Source organism: Streptomyces lydicus (genome assembly GCF_000717345.1).
Taxonomy (GTDB): Bacteria; Actinomycetota; Actinomycetes; order Streptomycetales; family Streptomycetaceae; genus Streptomyces; species Streptomyces lydicus.
The window spans coordinates 40549-59430 of the sequence record NZ_JNZA01000005.1; the positions used below are offsets into that span (position 1 = coordinate 40549).

The 18882-nt window shown below is 74.0% G+C and carries 20 protein-coding genes; 7 read left to right on the forward strand and 13 right to left on the reverse strand.

Annotated elements, in window-relative coordinates:
- Positions 1-102: 102 nt before the first annotated feature.
- From OO62_RS05565 to sigE, 4 genes are all read right to left on the reverse strand, one after another.
- Positions 103-585 (reverse strand): sec-independent translocase, encoded by a 483-nt coding sequence (locus tag OO62_RS05565; RefSeq protein WP_033266087.1) that lies wholly within the window; start codon positions 583-585, stop codon positions 103-105.
- Between the two features lie 116 nt (positions 586-701).
- Entirely contained in the window at positions 702-2369 is a 1668-nt protein-coding gene (locus tag OO62_RS05570) for a S1C family serine protease (protein ID WP_428835910.1), read from the reverse strand.
- 988 nt (positions 2370-3357) lie between these two features.
- Complete coding sequence (locus OO62_RS05575) at positions 3358-4290, reverse strand: zf-HC2 domain-containing protein (RefSeq protein WP_033266088.1); 933 nt, start codon at positions 4288-4290, stop codon at positions 3358-3360.
- Positions 4287-4982 (reverse strand): RNA polymerase sigma factor SigE, encoded by a 696-nt coding sequence (sigE, locus tag OO62_RS05580; RefSeq protein WP_033266089.1) that lies wholly within the window; start codon positions 4980-4982, stop codon positions 4287-4289. The genes OO62_RS05575 and sigE overlap by 4 nt, the downstream gene beginning before the upstream one ends.
- Before the next feature lie 382 nt (positions 4983-5364).
- Between sigE and OO62_RS05585 the strand changes: the two genes are divergently transcribed.
- Entirely contained in the window at positions 5365-5961 is a 597-nt protein-coding gene (locus OO62_RS05585; RefSeq protein WP_374992820.1) for an O-methyltransferase, read from the forward strand.
- Between the two features lie 197 nt (positions 5962-6158).
- On the opposite strand, the gene OO62_RS37640 is transcribed toward OO62_RS05585, so the two are convergent.
- A complete protein-coding gene (locus OO62_RS37640) occupies positions 6159-6326 on the reverse strand; it encodes a DUF3117 domain-containing protein (protein ID WP_003985072.1) in 168 nt (55 codons plus the stop codon).
- Positions 6327-6650: 324 nt separating this feature from the next.
- Between OO62_RS37640 and chcB the strand changes: the two genes are divergently transcribed.
- Positions 6651-7451, forward strand: coding sequence for a 2-cyclohexenylcarbonyl CoA isomerase (gene chcB, locus OO62_RS05590; protein WP_033266091.1), 801 nt, complete (start codon positions 6651-6653; stop codon positions 7449-7451).
- A gap of 24 nt (positions 7452-7475) precedes the next feature.
- On the opposite strand, the gene OO62_RS05595 is transcribed toward chcB, so the two are convergent.
- Together OO62_RS05595 and OO62_RS05600 are read right to left on the reverse strand one after the other, a co-directional pair.
- Entirely contained in the window at positions 7476-8078 is a 603-nt protein-coding gene (locus tag OO62_RS05595) for a DNA-3-methyladenine glycosylase I (protein ID WP_033266092.1), read from the reverse strand.
- Positions 8075-8515: a DivIVA domain-containing protein gene (locus tag OO62_RS05600; protein WP_033266093.1), complete on the reverse strand. Its 441-nt coding sequence runs from the start codon at positions 8513-8515 to the stop codon at positions 8075-8077. The genes OO62_RS05595 and OO62_RS05600 overlap by 4 nt, the downstream gene beginning before the upstream one ends.
- Positions 8516-8607: 92 nt before the next feature.
- On the opposite strand from OO62_RS05600, the gene folP reads away from it, so the two are divergent.
- Positions 8608-9468, forward strand: a complete 861-nt coding sequence (gene folP, locus OO62_RS05605; RefSeq protein ID WP_033266094.1) for a dihydropteroate synthase — start codon at positions 8608-8610, stop codon at positions 9466-9468.
- Between the two features lie 111 nt (positions 9469-9579).
- Here the strand turns inward: folP and OO62_RS05610 are convergent, their stop codons facing one another.
- Both OO62_RS05610 and dapE read right to left on the reverse strand, forming a co-directional pair.
- Positions 9580-10329, reverse strand: coding sequence for an LOG family protein (locus OO62_RS05610; RefSeq protein ID WP_033266095.1), 750 nt, complete (start codon positions 10327-10329; stop codon positions 9580-9582).
- A 124-nt stretch (positions 10330-10453) separates the two neighbouring features.
- Entirely contained in the window at positions 10454-11545 is a 1092-nt protein-coding gene (gene dapE / locus OO62_RS05615; protein WP_033266096.1) for a succinyl-diaminopimelate desuccinylase, read from the reverse strand.
- A 40-nt stretch (positions 11546-11585) separates the two neighbouring features.
- On the opposite strand from dapE, the gene OO62_RS05620 reads away from it, so the two are divergent.
- Both OO62_RS05620 and OO62_RS05625 read left to right on the forward strand, forming a co-directional pair.
- Positions 11586-12509, forward strand: coding sequence for a VldE C-terminal domain-containing protein (locus tag OO62_RS05620; RefSeq protein WP_033266097.1), 924 nt, complete (start codon positions 11586-11588; stop codon positions 12507-12509).
- A gap of 315 nt (positions 12510-12824) precedes the next feature.
- Positions 12825-13295, forward strand: a complete 471-nt coding sequence (locus OO62_RS05625) for a hypothetical protein (protein WP_033266098.1) — start codon at positions 12825-12827, stop codon at positions 13293-13295.
- Between the two features lie 88 nt (positions 13296-13383).
- Here OO62_RS05625 and dapC read toward each other — a convergent pair whose 3' ends face one another.
- Positions 13384-14514 (reverse strand): succinyldiaminopimelate transaminase, encoded by a 1131-nt coding sequence (gene dapC / locus OO62_RS05630; RefSeq protein ID WP_033266099.1) that lies wholly within the window; start codon positions 14512-14514, stop codon positions 13384-13386.
- 192 nt (positions 14515-14706) lie between these two features.
- A complete protein-coding gene (gene fdxA, locus OO62_RS05635; RefSeq protein ID WP_033266100.1) occupies positions 14707-15027 on the reverse strand; it encodes a ferredoxin in 321 nt (106 codons plus the stop codon).
- Positions 15028-15167: 140 nt separating this feature from the next.
- Here fdxA and OO62_RS05640 point away from each other — a divergent pair, with 140 nt between their 5' ends.
- Positions 15168-16199: a GNAT family N-acetyltransferase gene (locus tag OO62_RS05640; RefSeq protein ID WP_033266101.1), complete on the forward strand. Its 1032-nt coding sequence runs from the start codon at positions 15168-15170 to the stop codon at positions 16197-16199.
- Between the two features lie 17 nt (positions 16200-16216).
- On the forward strand, positions 16217-17074 hold the full coding sequence (locus OO62_RS05645) for a transglutaminase family protein (RefSeq protein ID WP_033266102.1): 858 nt from the start codon (positions 16217-16219) through the stop codon (positions 17072-17074).
- Here the strand turns inward: OO62_RS05645 and OO62_RS05650 are convergent.
- Together OO62_RS05650 and OO62_RS05655 are read right to left on the reverse strand one after the other, a co-directional pair.
- Positions 17041-18174, reverse strand: coding sequence for a PP2C family protein-serine/threonine phosphatase (locus tag OO62_RS05650; RefSeq protein ID WP_051732781.1), 1134 nt, complete (start codon positions 18172-18174; stop codon positions 17041-17043). The two genes, OO62_RS05645 and OO62_RS05650, sit on opposite strands and share 34 nt — an antisense overlap.
- A gap of 69 nt (positions 18175-18243) precedes the next feature.
- Positions 18244-18849 (reverse strand): response regulator transcription factor, encoded by a 606-nt coding sequence (locus OO62_RS05655; protein ID WP_033266103.1) that lies wholly within the window; start codon positions 18847-18849, stop codon positions 18244-18246.
- Positions 18850-18882: the final 33 nt, after the last annotated feature.

Below are 18882 nucleotides of genomic sequence, written 5' to 3' on the forward strand. Positions count from 1 at the left end.
TTGCCCTGCGTCGTGGGCGGCCCGCCCCCCTCAGGCGACCGAACCCCGAACACCCGGAGCATAGCCATAGGCGTCAACACAGCCCGGTCATACCGGAGTGTGTCAGGTGGCGTCGGCGTCGAACGGCGGACGCTCGGCCGGCTCCGTGGCCGCGGGCTTCTTGACCAGGTCGGGACGGCCGGCGGCGGCCGGGGACTCCTTCGACAGGTTCAGTCCCGAGCCGTTCGAGGACCCGGTGGCCGAGGCGCTCTCGCGGCTGTGCACGGCGTCGGTGACCTCGGCCATCTCCTGCTTCAGATCGAAGCCGTTACGGATCTCGGCGAGCTCCTTGAAGCCGTACTCGTCCTTCTCCAGGACGTGCTTGCGCACGAAGTTCTTCGGCTTGAGGTCCTCGAACTCGAAGTCCTTGAAATCCGGCCCGAGCTCGCTGCGGATGTCTTCCTTGGCGCTGTCGGAGAACTCCCGGATCTTCCGGATGACGCCCATGACGTCCTGGATGACCTTGGGGAGCTTGTCCGGGCCGAAGATGAGCACGGCGAGGACGACGATCGCCACCAGCTCGAGGGGTCCTATGTCGAAGAACACCTTGCAGCTCCTTGAGTCATCCGCGGCCTGTGTCGGCCTAGGGGCCAGGCCGCCTATCACGGTACCTGGCCCCGGGCATCGGACGGGAGTCGCCCGCGCCAACACCGTGCAAACGATCAGCCGGCGGTGGAGGAACCCAGCCTGAGCCGTACGGACTGCTGTTTGCCGCCCCGCTGGAGGGTCAGCAGCAGCGTGTCGCCCGGCCGGTGGCTGCGGATCTTCACGATCAGCTCCTCGCCGCTGTGCACGGCGGCGCCGTCCACCTCGGTGATCACGTCGCCGGCCCGGAGCCCGGCCTTCGCGCCCGGCCCGCCCGGCGTGACCGGCTGCTTGCCGCCCTTGCTGTGCTCGCTGACCCGCGCGCCGTCGCCGGCGTACTCCATCTCCAAGGTGACGCCTATCACCGGGTGTGTCGCCCGGCCGGTGTTGATCAGCTCCTCGGCCACCCGCTTGGCCTGGTTGATCGGTATGGCGAAGCCCAGCCCTATGCTGCCGCCCTGGCCGCCGCTCTCCGATCCGCTGCCGGTGTCGGCCGCACGGATGGCGCTGTTGATGCCGATCACCCGCGCCCTGGCGTCCACCAGTGGGCCGCCGGAGTTGCCCGGGTTGATGGGCGCGTCGGTCTGCAGCGCGTCCACGTACGAGACGTCGCTGCCGTCGCCCTTCTCGCCGCCCGCGGTGATCGGACGCTGCTTGGCGCTGATGATGCCGGAGGTGACGGTGTTGGCCAGGTCGAACGGCGCACCGATCGCCACGACCGGGTCGCCGACCCGCACCGAGTCGGAGTTGCCGAGCGGGAGCGGCCGCAGCCCCGTGACGCCCTCGACCTGGACGACGGCGAGGTCGTAGCCGCCGTCCTGGCCGACGACCTTGGCCTTGGCGGTCTGCCCGCCGCTGAACGTCACCGATATCTCGCCGCCGGTCCCGGCCGGCTCCACGACGTGGTTGTTGGTGAGGATGTGGCCCTGCCGGTCGAGGACGAAGCCGGTGCCGGTGCCCTGTTCGGCGTTGCCCCGGACGTGGATGGTCACCACGCCGGGCAGCGCGGCCTGGGCGATGCCGGCGACGCTGTCGGGGCGGCGGCCCCCGGCGTCGTCGGCCGCCTGGGGCAGCTTGATGTCGTTGATCCCGCCGTACCGCTCGACGTAGGCGCCGACGCCGCCGCCCACCCCGCCGGCGAGCAGCGCGAGCGCCACCGCGCCGACGGCCAGCAGACCGCGGCGGTTGCGCGGCCCCCGGGGTGGCGCCGCCGGGCCGCCCTGCAGGGGTGCGCTCCAGGGGTCGTACTGCTGCCAAGCACCGTGCGGGACCGGACCGTGGCCGCCCGGTGGGACGGGGCCGTGGCCGCCCGGTGCGGCGGCGTGCGGCGCAGCGGCGGTGTGCGGCGGGGCGGTGGGGCGGGGGCCGCCGTCACCGGGTACGGGGACGAACCCGGGGTCCGCGCCCTCGGGCGCCGGCTGCGGGGCGGAAGCCTGCGGCCCGGAAGCTTGTGGGCCGGGGGCCTGCGGGGCGCCGGGCTTCGCGAGCAGGGGGCGGCCGGGGCCGTCCGGCTCGGCGGACGGGCCGGGGGCCGGGCCCGGGGGCGCGGCCTCGGCCGGGGCCGTCAGGTGCGGCGGCTCACCGCCGGTGTGCGGCGGGGCCTGCGGCGGGCTCGGGTAGCCGGCGGCCGGCGCCGGCGCGCCGTACGGGGGCAGCGGACCGGCGGACGGCGGCAGCGCGGTGCCCTGCGCGGGGGTGGCGCCGGACCAGCCCGGCGCGGCGGTACGGGGCTCGGGCCGCTGCACGGGCGGCGCGGGCGCCCACGGGCCGGGGCCGCCGTACGGCGGGGTGCCGTACGGGTCCTCGGGGTGCAGCGGCCGGGCGGGCGCGGCGGGGGGCTCGACGGCCGTCGCTGCCGGGGGCACGGCCGAGGCCCGGGGCGCCCGGTCCCCCTCGGGGGCGGGCACCTGACCGAGCGTCACGGTGGCGGCGCCGGGCCGCGCCCCGTCTGCGAGGGGCGTCCGGGCGCCCGGGGCGTCGAGCTGTCCCGCGGCGGTCCGGTCCTCGGCCGAGGCCGGCCGGTCTTCGACCGAGACCGGTCGGTCTTCGACCGATTCGGGCCGGCCTTCGGCTGCGTCGGGTCGTTCCGCGCCCGGCCGTTCGTCCGCCGGGCCGGTCCGGTCCGCCGCGGGCTCGACCGGCGTCACGGCGGGGGCGGGCTTCGCCGATGTCACGGACGTCAACTGCCGCTCGGCCGCGACCCTTTCGGCTCGTTCCGCGCCGGTCGCCGCGGTCCGGCCGGCGACGGTCGCCGCGGCCCACTCCGCGCCGTCCGCTTCGGACCGCACGGCGGCGTCGGCCTCGGACCGCGCGGCGGCGTCGGCTTCGGACCGCTTGGCGACGGCCCCGGTCGGGCCCGCCGTGCCGTCGGGCACGGCGGGGTCGTGCGTCGCGGGGGTTCGCGGCTGCGGCGGGCGTACGAGCCAGTCGCCCGCGTCCTGCGCGTCGGCCCGGCCGGCCGGGCCGGAGGCGTCGGCCCGCGCCGCGTCCGCCGGGCCGCCGGCAGGCGGCATCGCCTGCGGACCGGCCTCGGCGGACGGTCCCGTGGCCGGGGTGCGTCCCGGGCGGCTCCACCACTTCAGCTTCGGCCCGGCGGCCGTACCGTCGTCCATGCTCTCCCCAGATTTCGCCCGCGGTCCCGCGGACCACCACCACCTCACGGCGCGCGCCCGGTCAGGGTGCGCCGCGCAACAGCGATTCAACCAGTTCCGCGCGGGGCTGCGCAGGGGACGGTCAGTGCGGGGCGGTGGCGGGGTCCGCGGTGCCGGGGCCGACCGCGGAGCCGGTCAGCGGGCGCATCGGTTCCAGGGGCGGGTTCCGGTGCTCGGGGACCGTGCCGGTGGCGGCGACCAGCGGCGCGTGGTGGTACGCCGAGGCCGGGCCGGTGGCGGCTATCAGCGGCGACAGCCCGAAACGGCCGGCCGGGGCCGGTGACGCCGCCGGAGCGGTGCGGGTGGGCGCGACCGCGGGGCCGTAGAGGGCCATGGCGCTGGGCGCCGGGGCCATGGTCGGGCCGCCGGACGGGGCCCGGAGCCCCTCGCGGGAGGTGCCGGCCGGCCGGAACTCCCCGCTGCGGAGCAGGGATCCACTGTCGGCCGCGGGGCTGACGCTCAGCGGGGTGACGGCCGTGCCGCCGCCCTCGGCGCCGGTCGGATCGACGGCCGCTTCCAGCGGGAGGGCGCCACCGAGCGCGAAGGCCGCGAGGGAGACCGCTCCGGCCGCCGCGAAGGCGAACCGGCGCCGCTGCGCGGGCCGCTCGGCCTCCGGCACGCGGAAGCCGCGTGCGCGGTGCAGGGCGGAGACGCCCGCCATCACTCGGCCGGCATGGTCGTCGGTGGGGGCATAGCGGAACGCGCCGCCGCCCCGGGCGAATTCGCCCGGGGCGAGGCCGCCGCTGCCGAGCCGGCTGCCGGGACCACCGGGGTCGCCCCCGGGCAGCTGCTGCAGGCGCGCCAGCAGTCCCGCGGAGGGGCCGGGGGGCGCCGTTTCGGCGAAAACGCTCTTGAGCCGACGCTGGGCGTCGGCCTCTGCCTTGCACTTGCCGCATGTCGCGAGATGCGCGAGCACCCGCTCGCGCGCGTCATGCCCCAACTCGCCGTCGACGAGGGCCGCAAGGCGGTCGCCGAGATGCTGCTCGGCGGGGGACGGACCGCCAGTGAGGCTCACGCGATTCCTACCTCCCCCGTGGGCACCACGGCCAGGGACCGCCGCTGCTCGCGCTCCTCGCTACGGCGGACCGGCGCACGGTGCTTGAGCGCCTTGCGCAGGTGGGAGCGGCCCCGGTGGATGCGGCTGCGGACCGTACCGAGCTTGACGCCGAGAGTGGCGGCGATCTCCTCGTACGACAGGCCCTCGATGTCGCACAGCACCACCGCGGCCCGGAATTCGGGCGCGAGGGTGTCGAGCGCCTGCTGCACATCGGCGTCGAAGTGCGTGTCGTCGAAGTGCTCCTGCGGGGCGGGCTCGCGGCTGGGGAGCTTCTCGGCCGCGTCGTCACCGAGCGCGTCGAAGCGGATACGCTGCCGACGCCGGACCATGTCCAGGAAGAGGTTGGTCGTGATGCGGTGCAGCCAGCCCTCGAAGGTGCCGGGGGTGTACGTCGACAGCGAGCGGAAGACGCGGACGAACACCTCCTGGGTGAGGTCCTCGGCGTCGTGCTGATTGCCGGTGAGGCGGTAGGCGAGGCGGTAGACCCGTGCGCTGTGAGTGCTGACGATCTCCTCCCAGCTGGGCGGAGTCCACGCCTGCGCATCCGCGTCTGCGGCGAAGGTCGCGGTAGGTGCGGAGTCGTTGGTGGCGGCCCCCCCGCTCGAGCGAAGTCGAGAGTGGGGGAGGAAACGGTCAGCGGTGTTTGTCACGGATTTCGGCTCGACGAACGACCTTTTCAAGCGCCTCAGCACCCCTTGGTCACCCGCCGCAGCCGCACCTCCCCTGGTGGCTCTGGTGGTGTCCAGTAGAGCCCCTACCATATCCACCTCGCCCGTTAGCTCCGGATAAGCAGATTTGACCTGCATTTGGTCCTGCTTCTGGTCGTGATTCCCGTGAGTCCTGTCTCGCGCGGTCTTCACCACTGCGTCCCCCCGCTTTCTCCCTCCCCCTCCTTAACGCCCGGTCCCATCTGCGGGTTCCCGCACACAGCGGATACAGTCACGGTTGCGTCAACTACGGGGACAGGAGAGGGCCATTACCGGCAACCGGCAGACGAGCTTGGCTTTCGCCGAGGCGTACGGCGCCGGGACCATCGACACCGCCGCCGAGGCCGCCCTGAGCTGGTCGCGTGACCTGGCACGGGACGCCGGCATCCGTACGGTGACGACCGGCACCGGCGCGGCCCTGCGCCTGCTCGCCGCCACCGCCGACGCCAAGGCGGTCGCCGAGATCGGCACCGGCACGGGCGTGTCGGGCATCTACCTCCTGCACGGCATGCGGCCCGACGGCGTCCTGACCACCGTCGACTGCGAGCCCGAGCGGCAGACCTTCGCCAAGCAGGCGTTCCGGGCGGCGGGCTTCGCCGGCAACCGCGCCCGCTTCATCCCCGGCCGGGCGCTGGACGTCCTCCCGCGGCTCGCGGACGGCGGATACGACCTGGTCTTCTGCGACGGCGACCTGATGGAGTGCCTGGAGTACCTCGCCGAATCGTTGCGGCTGCTGCGTCCCGGCGGCCTGGTGTGCTTCGAGGGCGTCTTCGCGGACGGCCGTACCGTCGATTCGGCGGTGCAGCCCGCCGAGGTGCTGCGGCTGCGGGAACTGCTGCGGGCCGTGCGGGAGAGCACCACGCTGGTGCCGGCGCTGCTGCCGGTGGGCGACGGGCTGCTCTGCGCGGTCAAGCGGGGCTGAGCCCCCCGGCGCGCGTCCCGTCCCGGCCCCGGCCCGGCCCGCGGCGGGACGAAAACAGGGCGGCAGGGAAAAAGAAAACGGCACGAAAACGGCCCCGGCACGCGGCGCGCCGTTGATGCGCGCCGCGTGCCGGGGCCGGGGTAAGTCGGCTGGGGTACCGGGTCAGGCCCGGGATTCCGCCGGTTTCGCCGCCCTCGTCAGACGGTGACCTTTTCCAGGGCCTCACCCAGGGCCTTGGCCTCGTCGGGGGTCAGCTCGACGACGAGCCGCCCGCCGCCTTCGAGCGGAACGCGCATGACGATGCCCCGCCCCTCCTTGGTCACCTCGAGCGGGCCGTCGCCCGTCCGCGGCTTCATGGCCGCCATGCTCGTTCCCCTTCCTGAAACCAGCTCATCTCAGCCGACGGCCCGAATAGGCACGTGTCACCGGCATCGAACACATTGCTTCCAGGCCATTATCCCGCATCGAACGACCCGATGACCAACATCGGGGAGCATCCCTTCGGCAACGCGCTCTCGCAAACCCACGCAATTCGGGGAGCGGGCTGCGATACTCCGCCACCCGCCGACACCCGACGCGACCGCTTTCTTTGATGTACGTCACATGCGGACGGCCGATGATCTCCGGCATCCTGAGCGCTGACTGCCGCTGCCGAGCAGTCAGAGCCGCGACGGAGGGGACTCCCAACTATGGCCGACACCGTGCTCTACGACGTGACCGACGGACTCGCGACGATCACGCTCAACCGCCCCGACGCGATGAACGCGCTGAACATCGAGGCGAAGGTCCTGCTGCGGGACACCCTCCAGGAGGCCGCGGCCGACCCCGCCGTACGCGCCGTACTGCTGACCGCCACCGGGCGCGCCTTCTGCGTCGGGCAGGACCTCAAGGAGCACATCGGGCTGCTGGCCGAGGACCGGGCGAGCGGCACCGGCGGCACCATGAACACCGTGCGGGAGCACTACAACCCGATCGTGACGGCGCTGACCGAGATGCCCAAGCCCGTCGTCGCGGGCGTCAACGGCGTCGCCGCGGGCGCCGGCGCGGGCTTCGCGCTGGCCGCGGACTACCGCGTCGTCGCCGATTCGGCGTCCTTCAACACCTCCTTCGCGGGCGTCGCGCTGACCGCCGACTCCGGGGTGTCCTGGACGCTTCCCCGGCTGATCGGTCACGGCCGGGCCGCCGACCTGCTGCTCTTCCCGCGCAGCATCAGCGCCCAGGAGGCGTACGAGCTGGGCATCGCCAACAAGGTCGTGCCGGCCGGCGAGCTGGCGGAGGAGGCCGCTGCCGTCGCCCGGCGGCTGGCCGCGGGGCCGACCCTCGCCTACGCCGCGATCAAGGAGTCGCTGGCCCACGGCGCCGGGCACTCGCTCGCCGAGACGCTGGCCAAGGAGGACGAGCTGCAGGCCCGGGCCGGGGCGTCGGAGGACCACCACATCGCGGTCGAGGCGTTCGTGAAGAAGGAGAAGCCGGTCTTCCTGGGCCGCTGACCCGCCCGTCGCCCGGCGGCCGGGTCAGCCGGCCGCCGCCTCCGCCGCCGCCCGGGCGTGACAGGCCGCCAGATGGTCGTTGACCAGGCCGCACGCCTGCATCATCGCGTAGGCGGTGGTCGGGCCGACGAAGCGGAAGCCGCGCTTCTTGAGGTCCTTGGCGAGCGCCGTCGACTCCGGGGTCACCGGCTGCACATCGGCCACGGTGCGCGGCGCCGGGCGGCTCCGGTCCGGCGCGTAGGACCAGATCAGCTCGTCCAGCTCGCCGGGGGTCAGCGCGGCGGCGACCTTGGCGTTGTTGATCGTCGCGGCGATCTTGGCGCGGTTGCGGATGATGCCGGGGTCCGCGAGCAGTCGCTCGGCGTCCGCCTCGGTGAACCGCGCCACCTCCGCGATCCGGAATCCGGCGAAGGCGGCGCGGAAGCCGGGGCGGCGCCGCAGGATCGTGATCCAGGAGAGCCCTGACTGGAACGCCTCCAGGCTCATCCGCTCGAAGAGCGCGTCGTCGCCGTGGACCGGCAGGCCCCATTCGGTGTCGTGGTAGGCGCGGTAGTCGGCCATCTGCTCCGACTCCATCCCCCACGGGCAGCGCGGGATGCCGTCCGGTGCCGTCACCACGCCGCTCATGCCTGGTCCTCGCCTTCCGTACGCCGGGGAGTCCCGGGTGCCCCGCCGGTCTCCTGCCCCTCCGCGCCGGGCCGGGCCTCGCCGCCCAAGCCGTCCGCCGGCGCACCGCCCTGTATCAGCGCGGGTCCGCCCATGGCCGTGGCGTGGGCGCCGGCCAGCGCCGCCTCCAGCTCGGCGATCCTGGCGTCGCGCTCGGCGAGCTCGGCGCCCAGGCGGTCCAGGACGTCGTCGACGTCGTCCATCCGGTAGCCGCGGACCGCCACCGGCAGCCGGACGGCGTCCACATCGGCGCGGGCGACGGGACGGTCCTCCGGCAGCGGGTCGTACAGCCGGTCCGGCTCGGAATCCCGCAGCCCACCGCCGTCTCCGCCGCCGACGACCACGAGCGTGACCGCGGCCACGACCACGACCATCGCGATCAGCAAGAACCAGAACACGACCAACTCCCCGGACTATGTGCCTGCCCCGATCGTGCCATGCGGGTCTGACAGTTAGGGTCGCTCCCGGACCACGGAGAGGGAGTCAGGGAATGCTGCGGCTGGGTAATCGCGAGTTCGGGGCGCACGAACCGGTGATCATGGCGATCGTCAACCGGACCCCGGACTCGTTCTACGACCAGGGCGCCACGTTCCGCGACGAGCCCGCGCTGGCCCGCGTGGAGCAGGCGGTGGCCGACGGCGCCGCGATCATCGACATCGGCGGCGTCAAGGCCGGCCCCGGCGAGGAGGTCAGCGCCGAGGAGGAGGCCCGCCGCACGGTCGGCTTCGTCGCCGAGGTCCGCAGGCGCTTCCCCGATGTGGTGATCAGCGTCGACACCTGGCGGCACGAGGTCGGCGAGGCGGTCTGCGAGGCCGGCGCCGATCTGCTCAACGACGCCTGGGGCGGCGTCGATCCCCGGCTCGCCGAGGTCGCGGCGCGCTACGACGTCGGCCTGGTGTGCACCCACGCGGGCGGCGCCGAGCCGCGTACCCGCCCGCACCGGGTGACGTACGACGACGTGATGGCCGACATCCTGCGGGTGACGCTCGAACTGGCGGAGCGGGCCGCGGAGTTGGGTGTCCGGCGGGACGCGATCATGATCGATCCGGGGCACGACTTCGGCAAGAACACCCGGCACAGCCTGGAGGCCACCCGCCGGCTGGGCGAGATGGCCGCGACCGGATGGCCGGTGCTGGTGTCGCTGTCCAACAAGGACTTCGTCGGCGAGACGCTCGACAAGCCGGTCAAGGAGCGGGTGCTGGGCACCCTGGCGACGACGGCCGTCTCGGCCTGGCTGGGCGCGCAGGTCTACCGCGTCCACGAGGTCGCCGAGACCCGCCAGGTGCTCGACATGGTCGCGTCCATCGCAGGTCACCGTACGCCCGCCGTCGCCCGCCGCGGACTCGCCTGAGCCGGCGGTGCCGCGGTCCCCGGCCCGCCGGGGACCGGGCGACGCCCCCTAGGGGCTGTCGTTTGGATCATGCCGGGCTCGCGGGGTCTGGCCTGATCCAAACGACAGCCCCTAGATCCCGACCTCCTTGGACATCAGCGCGACCGCCTCGTCCACGTCGTCGGTGAGGTGGAACAGCTCCAGGTCGTTCATCGACGCCTTGCCGTCGCCGATGACGGTGTCGCGCAGCCAGTCGACCAGCCCGCTCCAGTAGGCCGTACCGAACAGCACGATCGGGAAGCGGGTGACCTTGCGGGTTTGGACGAGGGTGAGCGCCTCGAAGAGCTCGTCGAGGGTGCCGAAGCCCCCGGGCAGCACCACGAACCCGCGGGCATACTTCACAAAACACGTCTTCCGGACGAAGAAGTACCGGAAGTCGACACCGAGGTTCACGTACGGGTTCATGCCCTGCTCGAAGGGCAGCTCGATGCCCAGCCCCACCGAGACCCCGCCGGCCTCCTCGGCACCCCTGTTGGCGGCCTCCATCGCGCCGGGGCCGCCCCCGGTGATCACCGCGAACCCGGCCTCGACCAGGCCCCGTCCGATGCGGACACCGGCGTCGTACTCCTTGGAGTCGAGCGGCGTACGGGCCGAGCCGAAGACGCTGACGGCCGGGCCCAGCTCGGCCAGCGCGCCGAAGCCCTCCACGAACTCCGCCTGGATGCGCATCACCCGCCAGGGGTCGGTGTGCACCCACTCGGAGGGGCCTTCGGAGTCCAGCAGCCGCTGGTCGGTGGTGCCGGCCTGCACCTGGTCGTCACGGCGCAGAACGGGCCCCAGCCGCCGCTCACCGGGGGCCGGTGCTCCCTCGGGACTGGCCATGTCGTGCTCCCTCCGCTGGCAGATCGTTTGCCGTCTCAGCGTAGATCCGCCGACGTGACCGGCAAGGGAATTCGGCTGGTCCGCGGGCGGTCGGCGGCCCGTCCCAGGGGCGGCCCGACGGCTCTCAGGCGGTCAGCCAGGCGCGCAGCCGCTCCTCGCAGTGCAGGATGCGGTCGACCTCGACCCGCTCGTCCTTCTTGTGCGCGAGCAGGGAGTAGCCGGGGCCGTAGTTGACCGCCGGGACGCCCAGCGCGCTGAAACGGGAGACGTCGGTCCAGCCGAACTTGGGCATGGCCGTACCGCCGACGGACTCCATGAACGCCTTGGCCGCCGGGTGGGAGAGCCCCGGCAGCGCGCCGGGCGAGTGGTCGTCGATGACGAACTCGTCCACCGGGCAGTCCGCGAAGACCTCGCGCACGTGGGCGATCGCCTCGTCCGGGGTGCGGTCGGGCGCGTAGCGGAAGTTGACGGTGACCGTGCAGGCGTCCGGGATGACGTTGTTGGCGACGCCGGCCTCGACCCGTACGGCGTTGAGGCCCTCGCGGTACTCCAGGCCGTCGATCACCGGGCGGCGCGGCTCGTACGCGGCGAGCGTGGCCAGGATCGGGGCGGCGGCGTGGATGGCGTTGGCGCCCATCCAGCTGCGGGCGGAGTGCGCGCGCTCGCCGGTGGTGCGCAGCAGGACCCGCAGGGTGCCCTGGCAGCCGCCCTCCACCTGGCCGTCGGAGGGCTCCAGGAGGACGGCGAAGTCGCCGGCGAGCCACTCGGGGTGGGCGTCGGCGACGTGGCCGAGCCCGTTGAGGTGCGCGGCGACCTCTTCGTTGTCGTAGAAGACGAAGGTCAGGTCGCGGTTGGGCGCGGGGACGGTGGCGGCCATCCGCAGCTGGACGGCGACGCCGGACTTCATGTCGCAGGTGCCGCAGCCCCACAGGACGCCGTCCTCGTCGAGCCGCGAGGGGACGTTCCCGGCGATCGGCACGGTGTCGAGGTGCCCGGCGAGCACCACCCGCTCGGCGCGGCCCAGGTTCGTACGGGCCACCACGTTGTTGCCGTGGCGGTCGACGGTCAGGTGCGGCAGGGCGCGCAGCGCGTGCTCGACGGCGTCGGCGAGGGCCTTCTCGTTGCCGCTCTCCGAGGGGATGTCGACCAGCTGCGCGGTGAGCGCGGCGGCGTCGAGCGACAGGTCGAGGACGGGGTGGTGTGTGGAGCGCTCCATGGTTCCGACCCTATCGGCAGCACTCCAGTACGGTGGCCTCGTGCCCGCCCAGCCCGTAGCCCCCGCCCGCCGCAAGCGTCTCCTGCGCACCGCCGCCGCCTTCGCCGTCCTCATCGGGCTGGCCTGCTACCTGGTGGTGCAGTACGTGACCGGCGGCCCCGGGGCGCCGCACTGCACCGTGCGCGCAGAGGGGGACGACAAGGCGTACGAGCTCTCCCCGGAGCAGGCCGCGAACGCCGCGACGATCTCGGCGGTGGCGTCCTCGCGCGGGCTGCCCGAGCGGGCGGTGACCATCGCGCTGGCGACCGCGATGCAGGAGTCCGGGCTGCGCAACATCGACTTCGGCGACCGGGACTCGGTCGGGCTCTTCCAGCAGCGGCCGTCGCAGGACTGGGGCTCGGTCAAGCAGATCATGGATCCCGTCTACGCCGCCGGGGAGTTCTACCACCACCTGGCGAAGGTGCCCGGCTACTCGCGGCTGCCGCTGACCGTGGCCGCGCAGAAGGTCCAGCACAGCGGCTATCCGCAGGCGTACGCGAAGCACGAGGCGAACGCCGCGCGGCTGACCGGGGCGCTCACCGGCCGCGACGGCGCGGCGATGACCTGCACCGAGAGCCGTCCCGTGGACGGCCGGGCGGGCGGCGCCGCGACGGTGCGGGAGCGGCTGGTGCGGGAGTTCGGGCCCGGGGTGCTGCCGCGGGCGGACGGCGGCGCGGGGCGCGGTACGGGCGGCGGGCGGCAGCTGACGGTTCCGGTCGGGCAGGGCGGCGCGGCGGACGAGGCGTCGCGGCGCGGCTGGCAGCTGGCGACGTGGGCGGTGGCGCACTCCGCCGAGCTGCGCATCGAACAGATCTCTTACGCCGGCCGGATGTGGTCCGCGGACGATTCGGGGAAGGGCTGGCAGCACCGGGCGGAGAGCTCGGCGGCGGCCGGACGGACCGTGCGCCTCCTCACCGCGCAGTAGTTTGCGCCGTCCCCCGGAAGGGGCACCGGAAGCCGCGCAAGCGCCAATTCCCTTTACCTGTACGTGAATTGGGCTCCCTGGGGACAGGGAGAACCGTCAATTCCCTTGCGGGAAAAGCGCCGTGACGTTTCCGCACGCCACCTCGCTGTGCGCATATTGCCCGCATTTCGCCACGCCGGATTATGTGATGCGTTGCCAAGTCTTTACCTGAGTTCACCGCAACCTTCGGGGGTTTGAAGCGGTAGTCAGTGCGTCCGCCCGGCGGACATGGCACATCTGTCAGAAGTCCGAGTCCTTCTCCGTAAAAGGAGCACCATGTCCCTCCCCGTTACGCGTCGGATCGCCCGAGCCGCCCTGCTCGTCGCAGTGGGCGCCGCTCCCGTGGTCGCCGCGGCTGGTTCCGCGGTCGCAGCGGAACTGCCCGTCAAGGCGCCCGACCTGGGCGGACTGACCGCGCCCCTGGACTCCCGCAACACCAGTGACGCCCTCGACCACACCGCCCGCACCGGCGTCGGCCTGCTGAACGAGGCCGGCTCCAAGGCGGCGACGAAGCTCGCCCCGGCGCTGGTCGAGACCGCCGGTCCGGTCGTGAAGAAGGCCATGCCGCTCACCCAGGGCGTCGTCGACAAGGCCGAGGGCGTGGCCCGCCCGATCGCCAAGCACGGTGTGTCGACCAACACGCTGCCGCTGGACGCGGTCAAGGGCCTGGTCGGCTCGCCGAAGGGCGCCCTCACGCAGCCCGGGGGCGGCCTGCTCGGCGGCCTGCCGCTCGGCGGCGGCCGCTGACGGCTGCCACACCCGTACGTACGACGCGCGGGGGCCCGGGGAGCGATGACTCCCCGGGCCCCCGCGCGTCACGTGTGTCCGCCCGTGCTCACTCCGCCAGGCGGCGCACCGCGGCCTGCACCCGCTCGTCGGTGGCGGTGAAGGCGATCCGTACGAACCGCTCGCCCGCGGGCCCGTAGAACTCGCCGGGGGCGACCAGGATGCCGCGCTTGGCGAGATCGCCGACGGTGTCCCAGCAGGGCTCGTCCCGGGTCGCCCACAGGTAGAGCGACGCCTCGCTGTGCTCGATGCGGAAGCCGGCGCCCTCGAAGGCGGTGCGCAGCGCGGCACGGCGGCGGGCGTAGCGCTCGCGCTGCTCGGCGACGTGGGCGGTGTCGCCCAGGGCGGCGACGGTGGCGGCCTGGACGGGCGCCGCGATCATCATGCCGCCGTGCTTGCGGATCTGCAGCAGATCACCGAGGACCGCCGCGTCGCCCACGAGGAAGGCCGAGCGGTAGCCGGCGAGGTTGGAGCGCTTGGAGAGCGAGTGGACGGCGACGATGCCGTCCAGGGAGCCGCCGCAGACGTCCGGGTGGAGCACCGAGACCGGGTCGGCCTCCCAGCCCAGCTCCAGGTAGCACTCGTCGCTGAAGAGCAGCACCCCGTGCTCCCGCGCCCAGGCGACGGTGCGGCGCAGCTCGTCGGCGCCGAGCACCCGCCCGGTCGGGTTGGACGGCGAGTTCAGCCACAGCAGCGCGAGGCCGTCGGGGTCCAGCTCCCACGGGTTGTCGTAGACGACCGGCTCGGCGCCGGCCAGCCGGGCACCGACCTCGTACGTCGGGTAGGCCAGCCGCGGGTAGCCGACCTTGTCGCCGGGACCGAGGCCCAGCTGGGTCGGCAGCCAGGCCACCAGCTCCTTGGAGCCGACGACCGGCAGCACGTTGGTGTGCTCCAGGCCCTGGGCGCCCAGGCGGGTGGTGGCCCAGCCGGTGAGCGCGTCACGCAGCGCGGCCGTCCCCCACACCGTCGGGTAGCCGGGGCTGTCGGCGGCGTCGGTCAGCGCCTGCCGGACCACCGCGGGGACCGGGTCGACCGGGGTGCCGACGGAGAGGTCGACGATGCCGTCGGCGTGCGCCGCGGCGGTCGTCTTGTACGGCTCCAGGCGGTCCCAGGGAAAAGCCGGAAGCCGGTCGCGGAGCGACTCCCTGGAAGGGTGGCGGGGGGTGGCGGCTGCGCCCACGGTGCTCTCTTTCTCGGTGGTCCCGGGACGGCGGCGCGAAAATGCCGTGGTCCCGTACGGCTGGGCCGTACGGGACCGGGCGGTGTCGGTTCCGTACGGCGTGTGCCGTACGGGACCCGGGCGGCGCCGTGCGACCGCTGACGACGTCGGGGGCCGCAGGGAGCGGCGGGCTCCCTGCCGGACCTCGGGCCGTTACTGGTTCTGCGGCGGCAGCTGTGCGATGAAGGGGTGGTCGCGCTCGATCAGGCCGAGCTTGCTGGCGCCACCGGGCGATCCGAGCTCGTCGAAGAACTCCACATTGGCCTTGTAGTAGTCCTTCCACTCCTCCGGGGTGTCGTCCTCGTAGAAGATCGCCTCGACCGGGCAGACCGGCTCACAGGCACCACAGTCGACGCATTCGTCCGGGTGGATGTACAAGGACCGCTGGCCCTCGTAGATGCAGTCGACCGGGCACTCCTCGATGCACGCCTTGTCCTTGACGTCGACACAAGGCTGCGCGATGACGTAGGTCACGCTGTCGTTCCTCCTCGGTAGGGCCGGCGGACCGATTGGCAGTTCCGCCGCAGGGCGCGCGGGAGCGCGGCGTCGTCGATGCCCGCCACCTAGTATCTCCGTTCCCGGGCAAGAGACGAACAAGAGGGGCGGTTTGAGCGATGGAATTCCTGGCCGGCGGACGCGCGGAAGTCCGTATCACCCGTGCTGACGTGGGCAAAAGGGTATCCGTCCGGCGTTTGACCGGGGACGGGGAGGGGGCGCCGGCGTTCACCGACGCGGTCGGCGTTCTCACATCGTGGGACGAGGGTGTGCTGAGCATCACACGGCGCGACGGCACCTCCGTACGGATCGAGGAGTCCGCGCTGGTCGCGGCCAAGGTCGTGCCCCCCGCCCGGCCCCGCAGGAAGGTTCCGGCGGCCGGCACCCGGGAGCTCCAGGAGGTCGCGGCGCGCGGCTGGCCCGCCCTCGAGGCGGAGCGTCTCGGCGAGTGGACACTGCGCGCCGCCGGCGGGTTCACCCGCCGCGCCAACTCCGTCCTGCCCCTCGGGGACCCCGGCGTCCCGCTGGACGCCGCCCTGGAGCGGGTCGAGCAGTGGTACGCCGAGCGCGGGCTGCCGGCGGTGATCGTGGTCGCCACCGGGCGCCCGGACACCGACGAGGAACTGGCCGCGGAGCTGGCGCGGCGCGGCTGGGACGCCGAGCGGCACACCCGGGTCCGGATCTCGGCGCTGGCCCCGCTCGCCGACCTCCCCGCGAGCCCTCCGCCCGGTTCGGCCGGGGTCACCCTCTCCCGCGAGCCCGGCGCCGACTGGCTGGCCCTGTACAACCGGACCGGCGACAGCGGCGGCCCCACGGCCGACGCGCTGAAGGTCCTGACCGGCGGCCCCTCGGTGTGGTTCGCCACGGTGCGGGCCGCCGACGGCGGGACGGCGGCCATCGGCCGGCTGGTCGTGGACGGGCGCTGGGCGGGCTTCGCGGCGCTGGAGGTGGCCGAGGACGCGCGGCGCCAGGGGCTGGCCACGCTGGTCACGGCGGCGCTCGCCGAGCGGGCCCTGGACGAGGGCGCCTCGGCGGCGTACCTCCAGGTCGAGGCGGACAACGCGGGCGCGCTCGCGCTCTACGACCGGCTCGGCTTCACCGACCACCACGGCTACCACTACCGGCGCGCGCGGCCGGGTGGCCGGCGCTGACGGGGTATCCCTCCGGTATGTCCCCGCAACCCGAGCCCGAGCCGCCCGGCCGCGCCGCGCGGCGGCGGCTGTTCGCCGAGGCCGCGCGGGCCGAGCGGCCCGACCTGGCGCTGCTGTGCCTGCTGATCGGTGCCGAGGCGGACGCCGACCTGGACGAGACGGGCATCGACGAGGCCCAGATCGAGCTGGACCGGCTGGCCGGGCTCCTGCCCTTCTCCCCGGCGGGCGGTCCCGGCGGCTGGGCCCGCAACCTCGCCGAGCTGCTCGGCGCCCGCTGCGGCTTCGGCGGGTCGCCCGCCGACTACCGGCGGCTCGCGTCCTCCCTGCTGCACCAGGTGCTCCGGCGGCGCCGGGGTCTGCCGATCCTGCTGTCGGTGGTGTGGATGGAGGTCGCCCGGCGGGCCGGCGCGCCCGTGTACGGGGTGGCGCTGCCCGGCCACTTCGTCGTCGGCTTCGGCGACCCCTACGGGGCCCACGTACTGGCCGATCCGTTCGCGGGCGGCCGGCTGCTCACCGACGAGGACGCGGCGCTGCTGGTCGCCGGCGCGACCGGCGGGGAGCTGACCGCGCGGATGCTGGCGCCGGCCGGTCCGCTGGAGATCGTGCAGCGGGTGCTCAACAACATCCGGGCCTGGGCGCAGGCCCGCCCGGAGCACAGCGCGGTGCAGCTGTGGGCGCTGGACCTGGCGCTGCTGCTGCCGAGCCGTCCGGCGCGGCTGCGCCGGGAGCGGGCCGAACTGCTCGTCCGGCGCGGGGAGTTCTCGGCCGGGGCGGCCGAGCTGGAGGAGTACGCCCGGGTGGTGGAGGCGGTGGATCCGGCCGGCGCCACCGCGCTCCGCCGTCAGGCCGCCGCGGCCCGCGCGATGCTCAACTGAGTCCCGGCGGGTGCCCGGCGGCGCACGACCAGCACGGTGGCGTCGTCCAGCAGCCGGCCGCCGGTGAAGCCCTCCAGGTCCGTGCGGAGCGTGCGGGCCAGCTCGGCCGGCTCCAGGTCCGTCCATCCGGCCAGCCGCTCGGCCAGCGGGTAGAACGTGCCGTCCGCGCCGCGCGCCTCGGTCACCCCGTCGGTGCACAGCACCACCCAGTCGTCCGGCCGCGGGTGGATCCGTACGCTGCGGCGCGGCTCGCCGCCGAGGCCGCCCAGGCCCAGCGGCAGCCAGCCCTCGCCGTCCCGGCGCTCGTGCACCTCTCCCCCGCGGACCAGGTAGTACGGGATGTGGCCGCAGGACAGCACCCGGCCCCGCGGCGTGCCGGCCGGCCCGCTGATCTCCATCAGCAGCGCGGTCACGAAGCGCTCGTCGGTGCCCTGCTCGACGGAGCGGGCGTTGTAGCGGGTCAGCGCCTGCTCCATCCGCTCGGCCACCGATTCCAGGGTGTCCTGGTGGTGGGCGGCCTCACGGAAGGAGGCCAGCACCTCCAGCCCCGCCCCGATCGCCGGCATGCCCTTGCCCTGTACGTCGCCGATCATCAGCCGCAGCCCGTGCGGCGTCTCGACGGCCTCGTAGATGTCGCCGCCGACCCTGGCCCCCTCCTGGGCGGAGACGTAGAAGCCGTACGCCTCGACCGGCCCGGCGGTGAGCGGCAGCTCGCGCAGCATCGCCCGCTGCACCGTGTCGGCGACCAGGCTGGTGCGGGCGTGCAGCGCCTCCCGCTGGAGCCTCGTCCGGCACAGCACCAGCGAGAAGACGGCCACCAGGAGGGCACCGAAGAGAGCGACGATCCGGCTGGCGAGGCCCCAGTCGGGCACCGTGAACGAGTCGACGTAGCTCAGGCACACCAGGTAGACGGCCGCGACCAGCAGCGTCTGCCGGTAGGAGCAGCGCAGCGCGGCGTACAGCGGGGCGATGCCCAGGAAGGCCGACTGGTGCAGCTCCGGTCCGACATCGGTCGCGTCCAGCGCCGTGACGACCAGGATCACCACGATCAGCAGCACGGTGGTGCCGCGGCCGCGCTCCACGGGTCGGTTGGCAGGCATAACACTTCCACCTTGCGCGACACCGCCGCGCACCGCACCGGGGCCGGGGTCCCGGCGGGGGCGGCGCCGCTACAGCCAGCCCTTGTCGCGGGCGGTGCGGACCGCCTCGGCGCGGTTGCGGGCGCCGGTCTTCTGGATGGCGAGGGAGAGGTAGTTGCGGACCGTGCCCGCGGACAGGTGCAGGGCGGCGGCGATCTCGGCGTTGGTGGAACCGTCGCCGGCCGTCCGCAGCACCTCCCGCTCGCGGTCGGTCAGCGGGCTCGCGCCGTCGGCGAGCGCGGCCGCCGCCAGCGCCGGGTCGATGACCCGCTCCCCGCCGAGCACCCGCCGCACCGCGTCCGCGAGCCGGGCCGCGGGAGCGTCCTTGACCAGGAAGGCGTGGGCGCCGGCCTCCATGGCGCGGCGCAGATAGCCGGGGCGGCCGAAGGTGGTGAGGATGACGACCTTCACGCCGGGCAGCTCGTCGCGCAGCACGGCCGCCGCGTCCAGCCCGCTCAGGCCGGGCATCTCGATGTCCAGCAGCGCGACGTCGACGTCGTGCGCGCGGGCCGCCGCCAGCACCTCGTCACCGCGCGCGGCCTGGGCGACGACCTCCAGGTCCTCCTCCAGCGACAGCAGCGCGGCCAGCGCCTCCCGGACCATCGACTGGTCCTCGGCCAGCAGCACCCTGATCATGGGGGTCAGCTTAGGGCCCGGGCGGGACTTCCC

Bases quoted from the DNA above. Each gene is read 5' to 3' on its own strand.
- OO62_RS37640 (WP_003985072.1), bottom strand. From the start codon at position 6,326: ATGGCGGCCATGAAGCCGCGGACGGGCGACGGCCCGCTCGAGGTGACC.
- chcB (WP_033266091.1), top strand. From the start codon at position 6,651: ATGGCCGACACCGTGCTCTACGACGTGACCGACGGACTCGCGACGATC.
- OO62_RS05595 (WP_033266092.1), bottom strand. From the start codon at position 8,078: ATGAGCGGCGTGGTGACGGCACCGGACGGCATCCCGCGCTGCCCGTGG.
- folP (WP_033266094.1), top strand. From the start codon at position 8,608: ATGCTGCGGCTGGGTAATCGCGAGTTCGGGGCGCACGAACCGGTGATC.
- OO62_RS05610 (WP_033266095.1), bottom strand. From the start codon at position 10,329: ATGGCCAGTCCCGAGGGAGCACCGGCCCCCGGTGAGCGGCGGCTGGGG.
- dapE (WP_033266096.1), bottom strand. From the start codon at position 11,545: ATGGAGCGCTCCACACACCACCCCGTCCTCGACCTGTCGCTCGACGCC.
- OO62_RS05625 (WP_033266098.1), top strand. From the start codon at position 12,825: ATGTCCCTCCCCGTTACGCGTCGGATCGCCCGAGCCGCCCTGCTCGTC.
- OO62_RS05640 (WP_033266101.1), top strand. From the start codon at position 15,168: ATGGAATTCCTGGCCGGCGGACGCGCGGAAGTCCGTATCACCCGTGCT.
- OO62_RS05645 (WP_033266102.1), top strand. From the start codon at position 16,217: ATGTCCCCGCAACCCGAGCCCGAGCCGCCCGGCCGCGCCGCGCGGCGG.
- OO62_RS05650 (WP_051732781.1), bottom strand. From the start codon at position 18,174: ATGCCTGCCAACCGACCCGTGGAGCGCGGCCGCGGCACCACCGTGCTG.
- OO62_RS05655 (WP_033266103.1), bottom strand. From the start codon at position 18,849: ATGATCAGGGTGCTGCTGGCCGAGGACCAGTCGATGGTCCGGGAGGCG.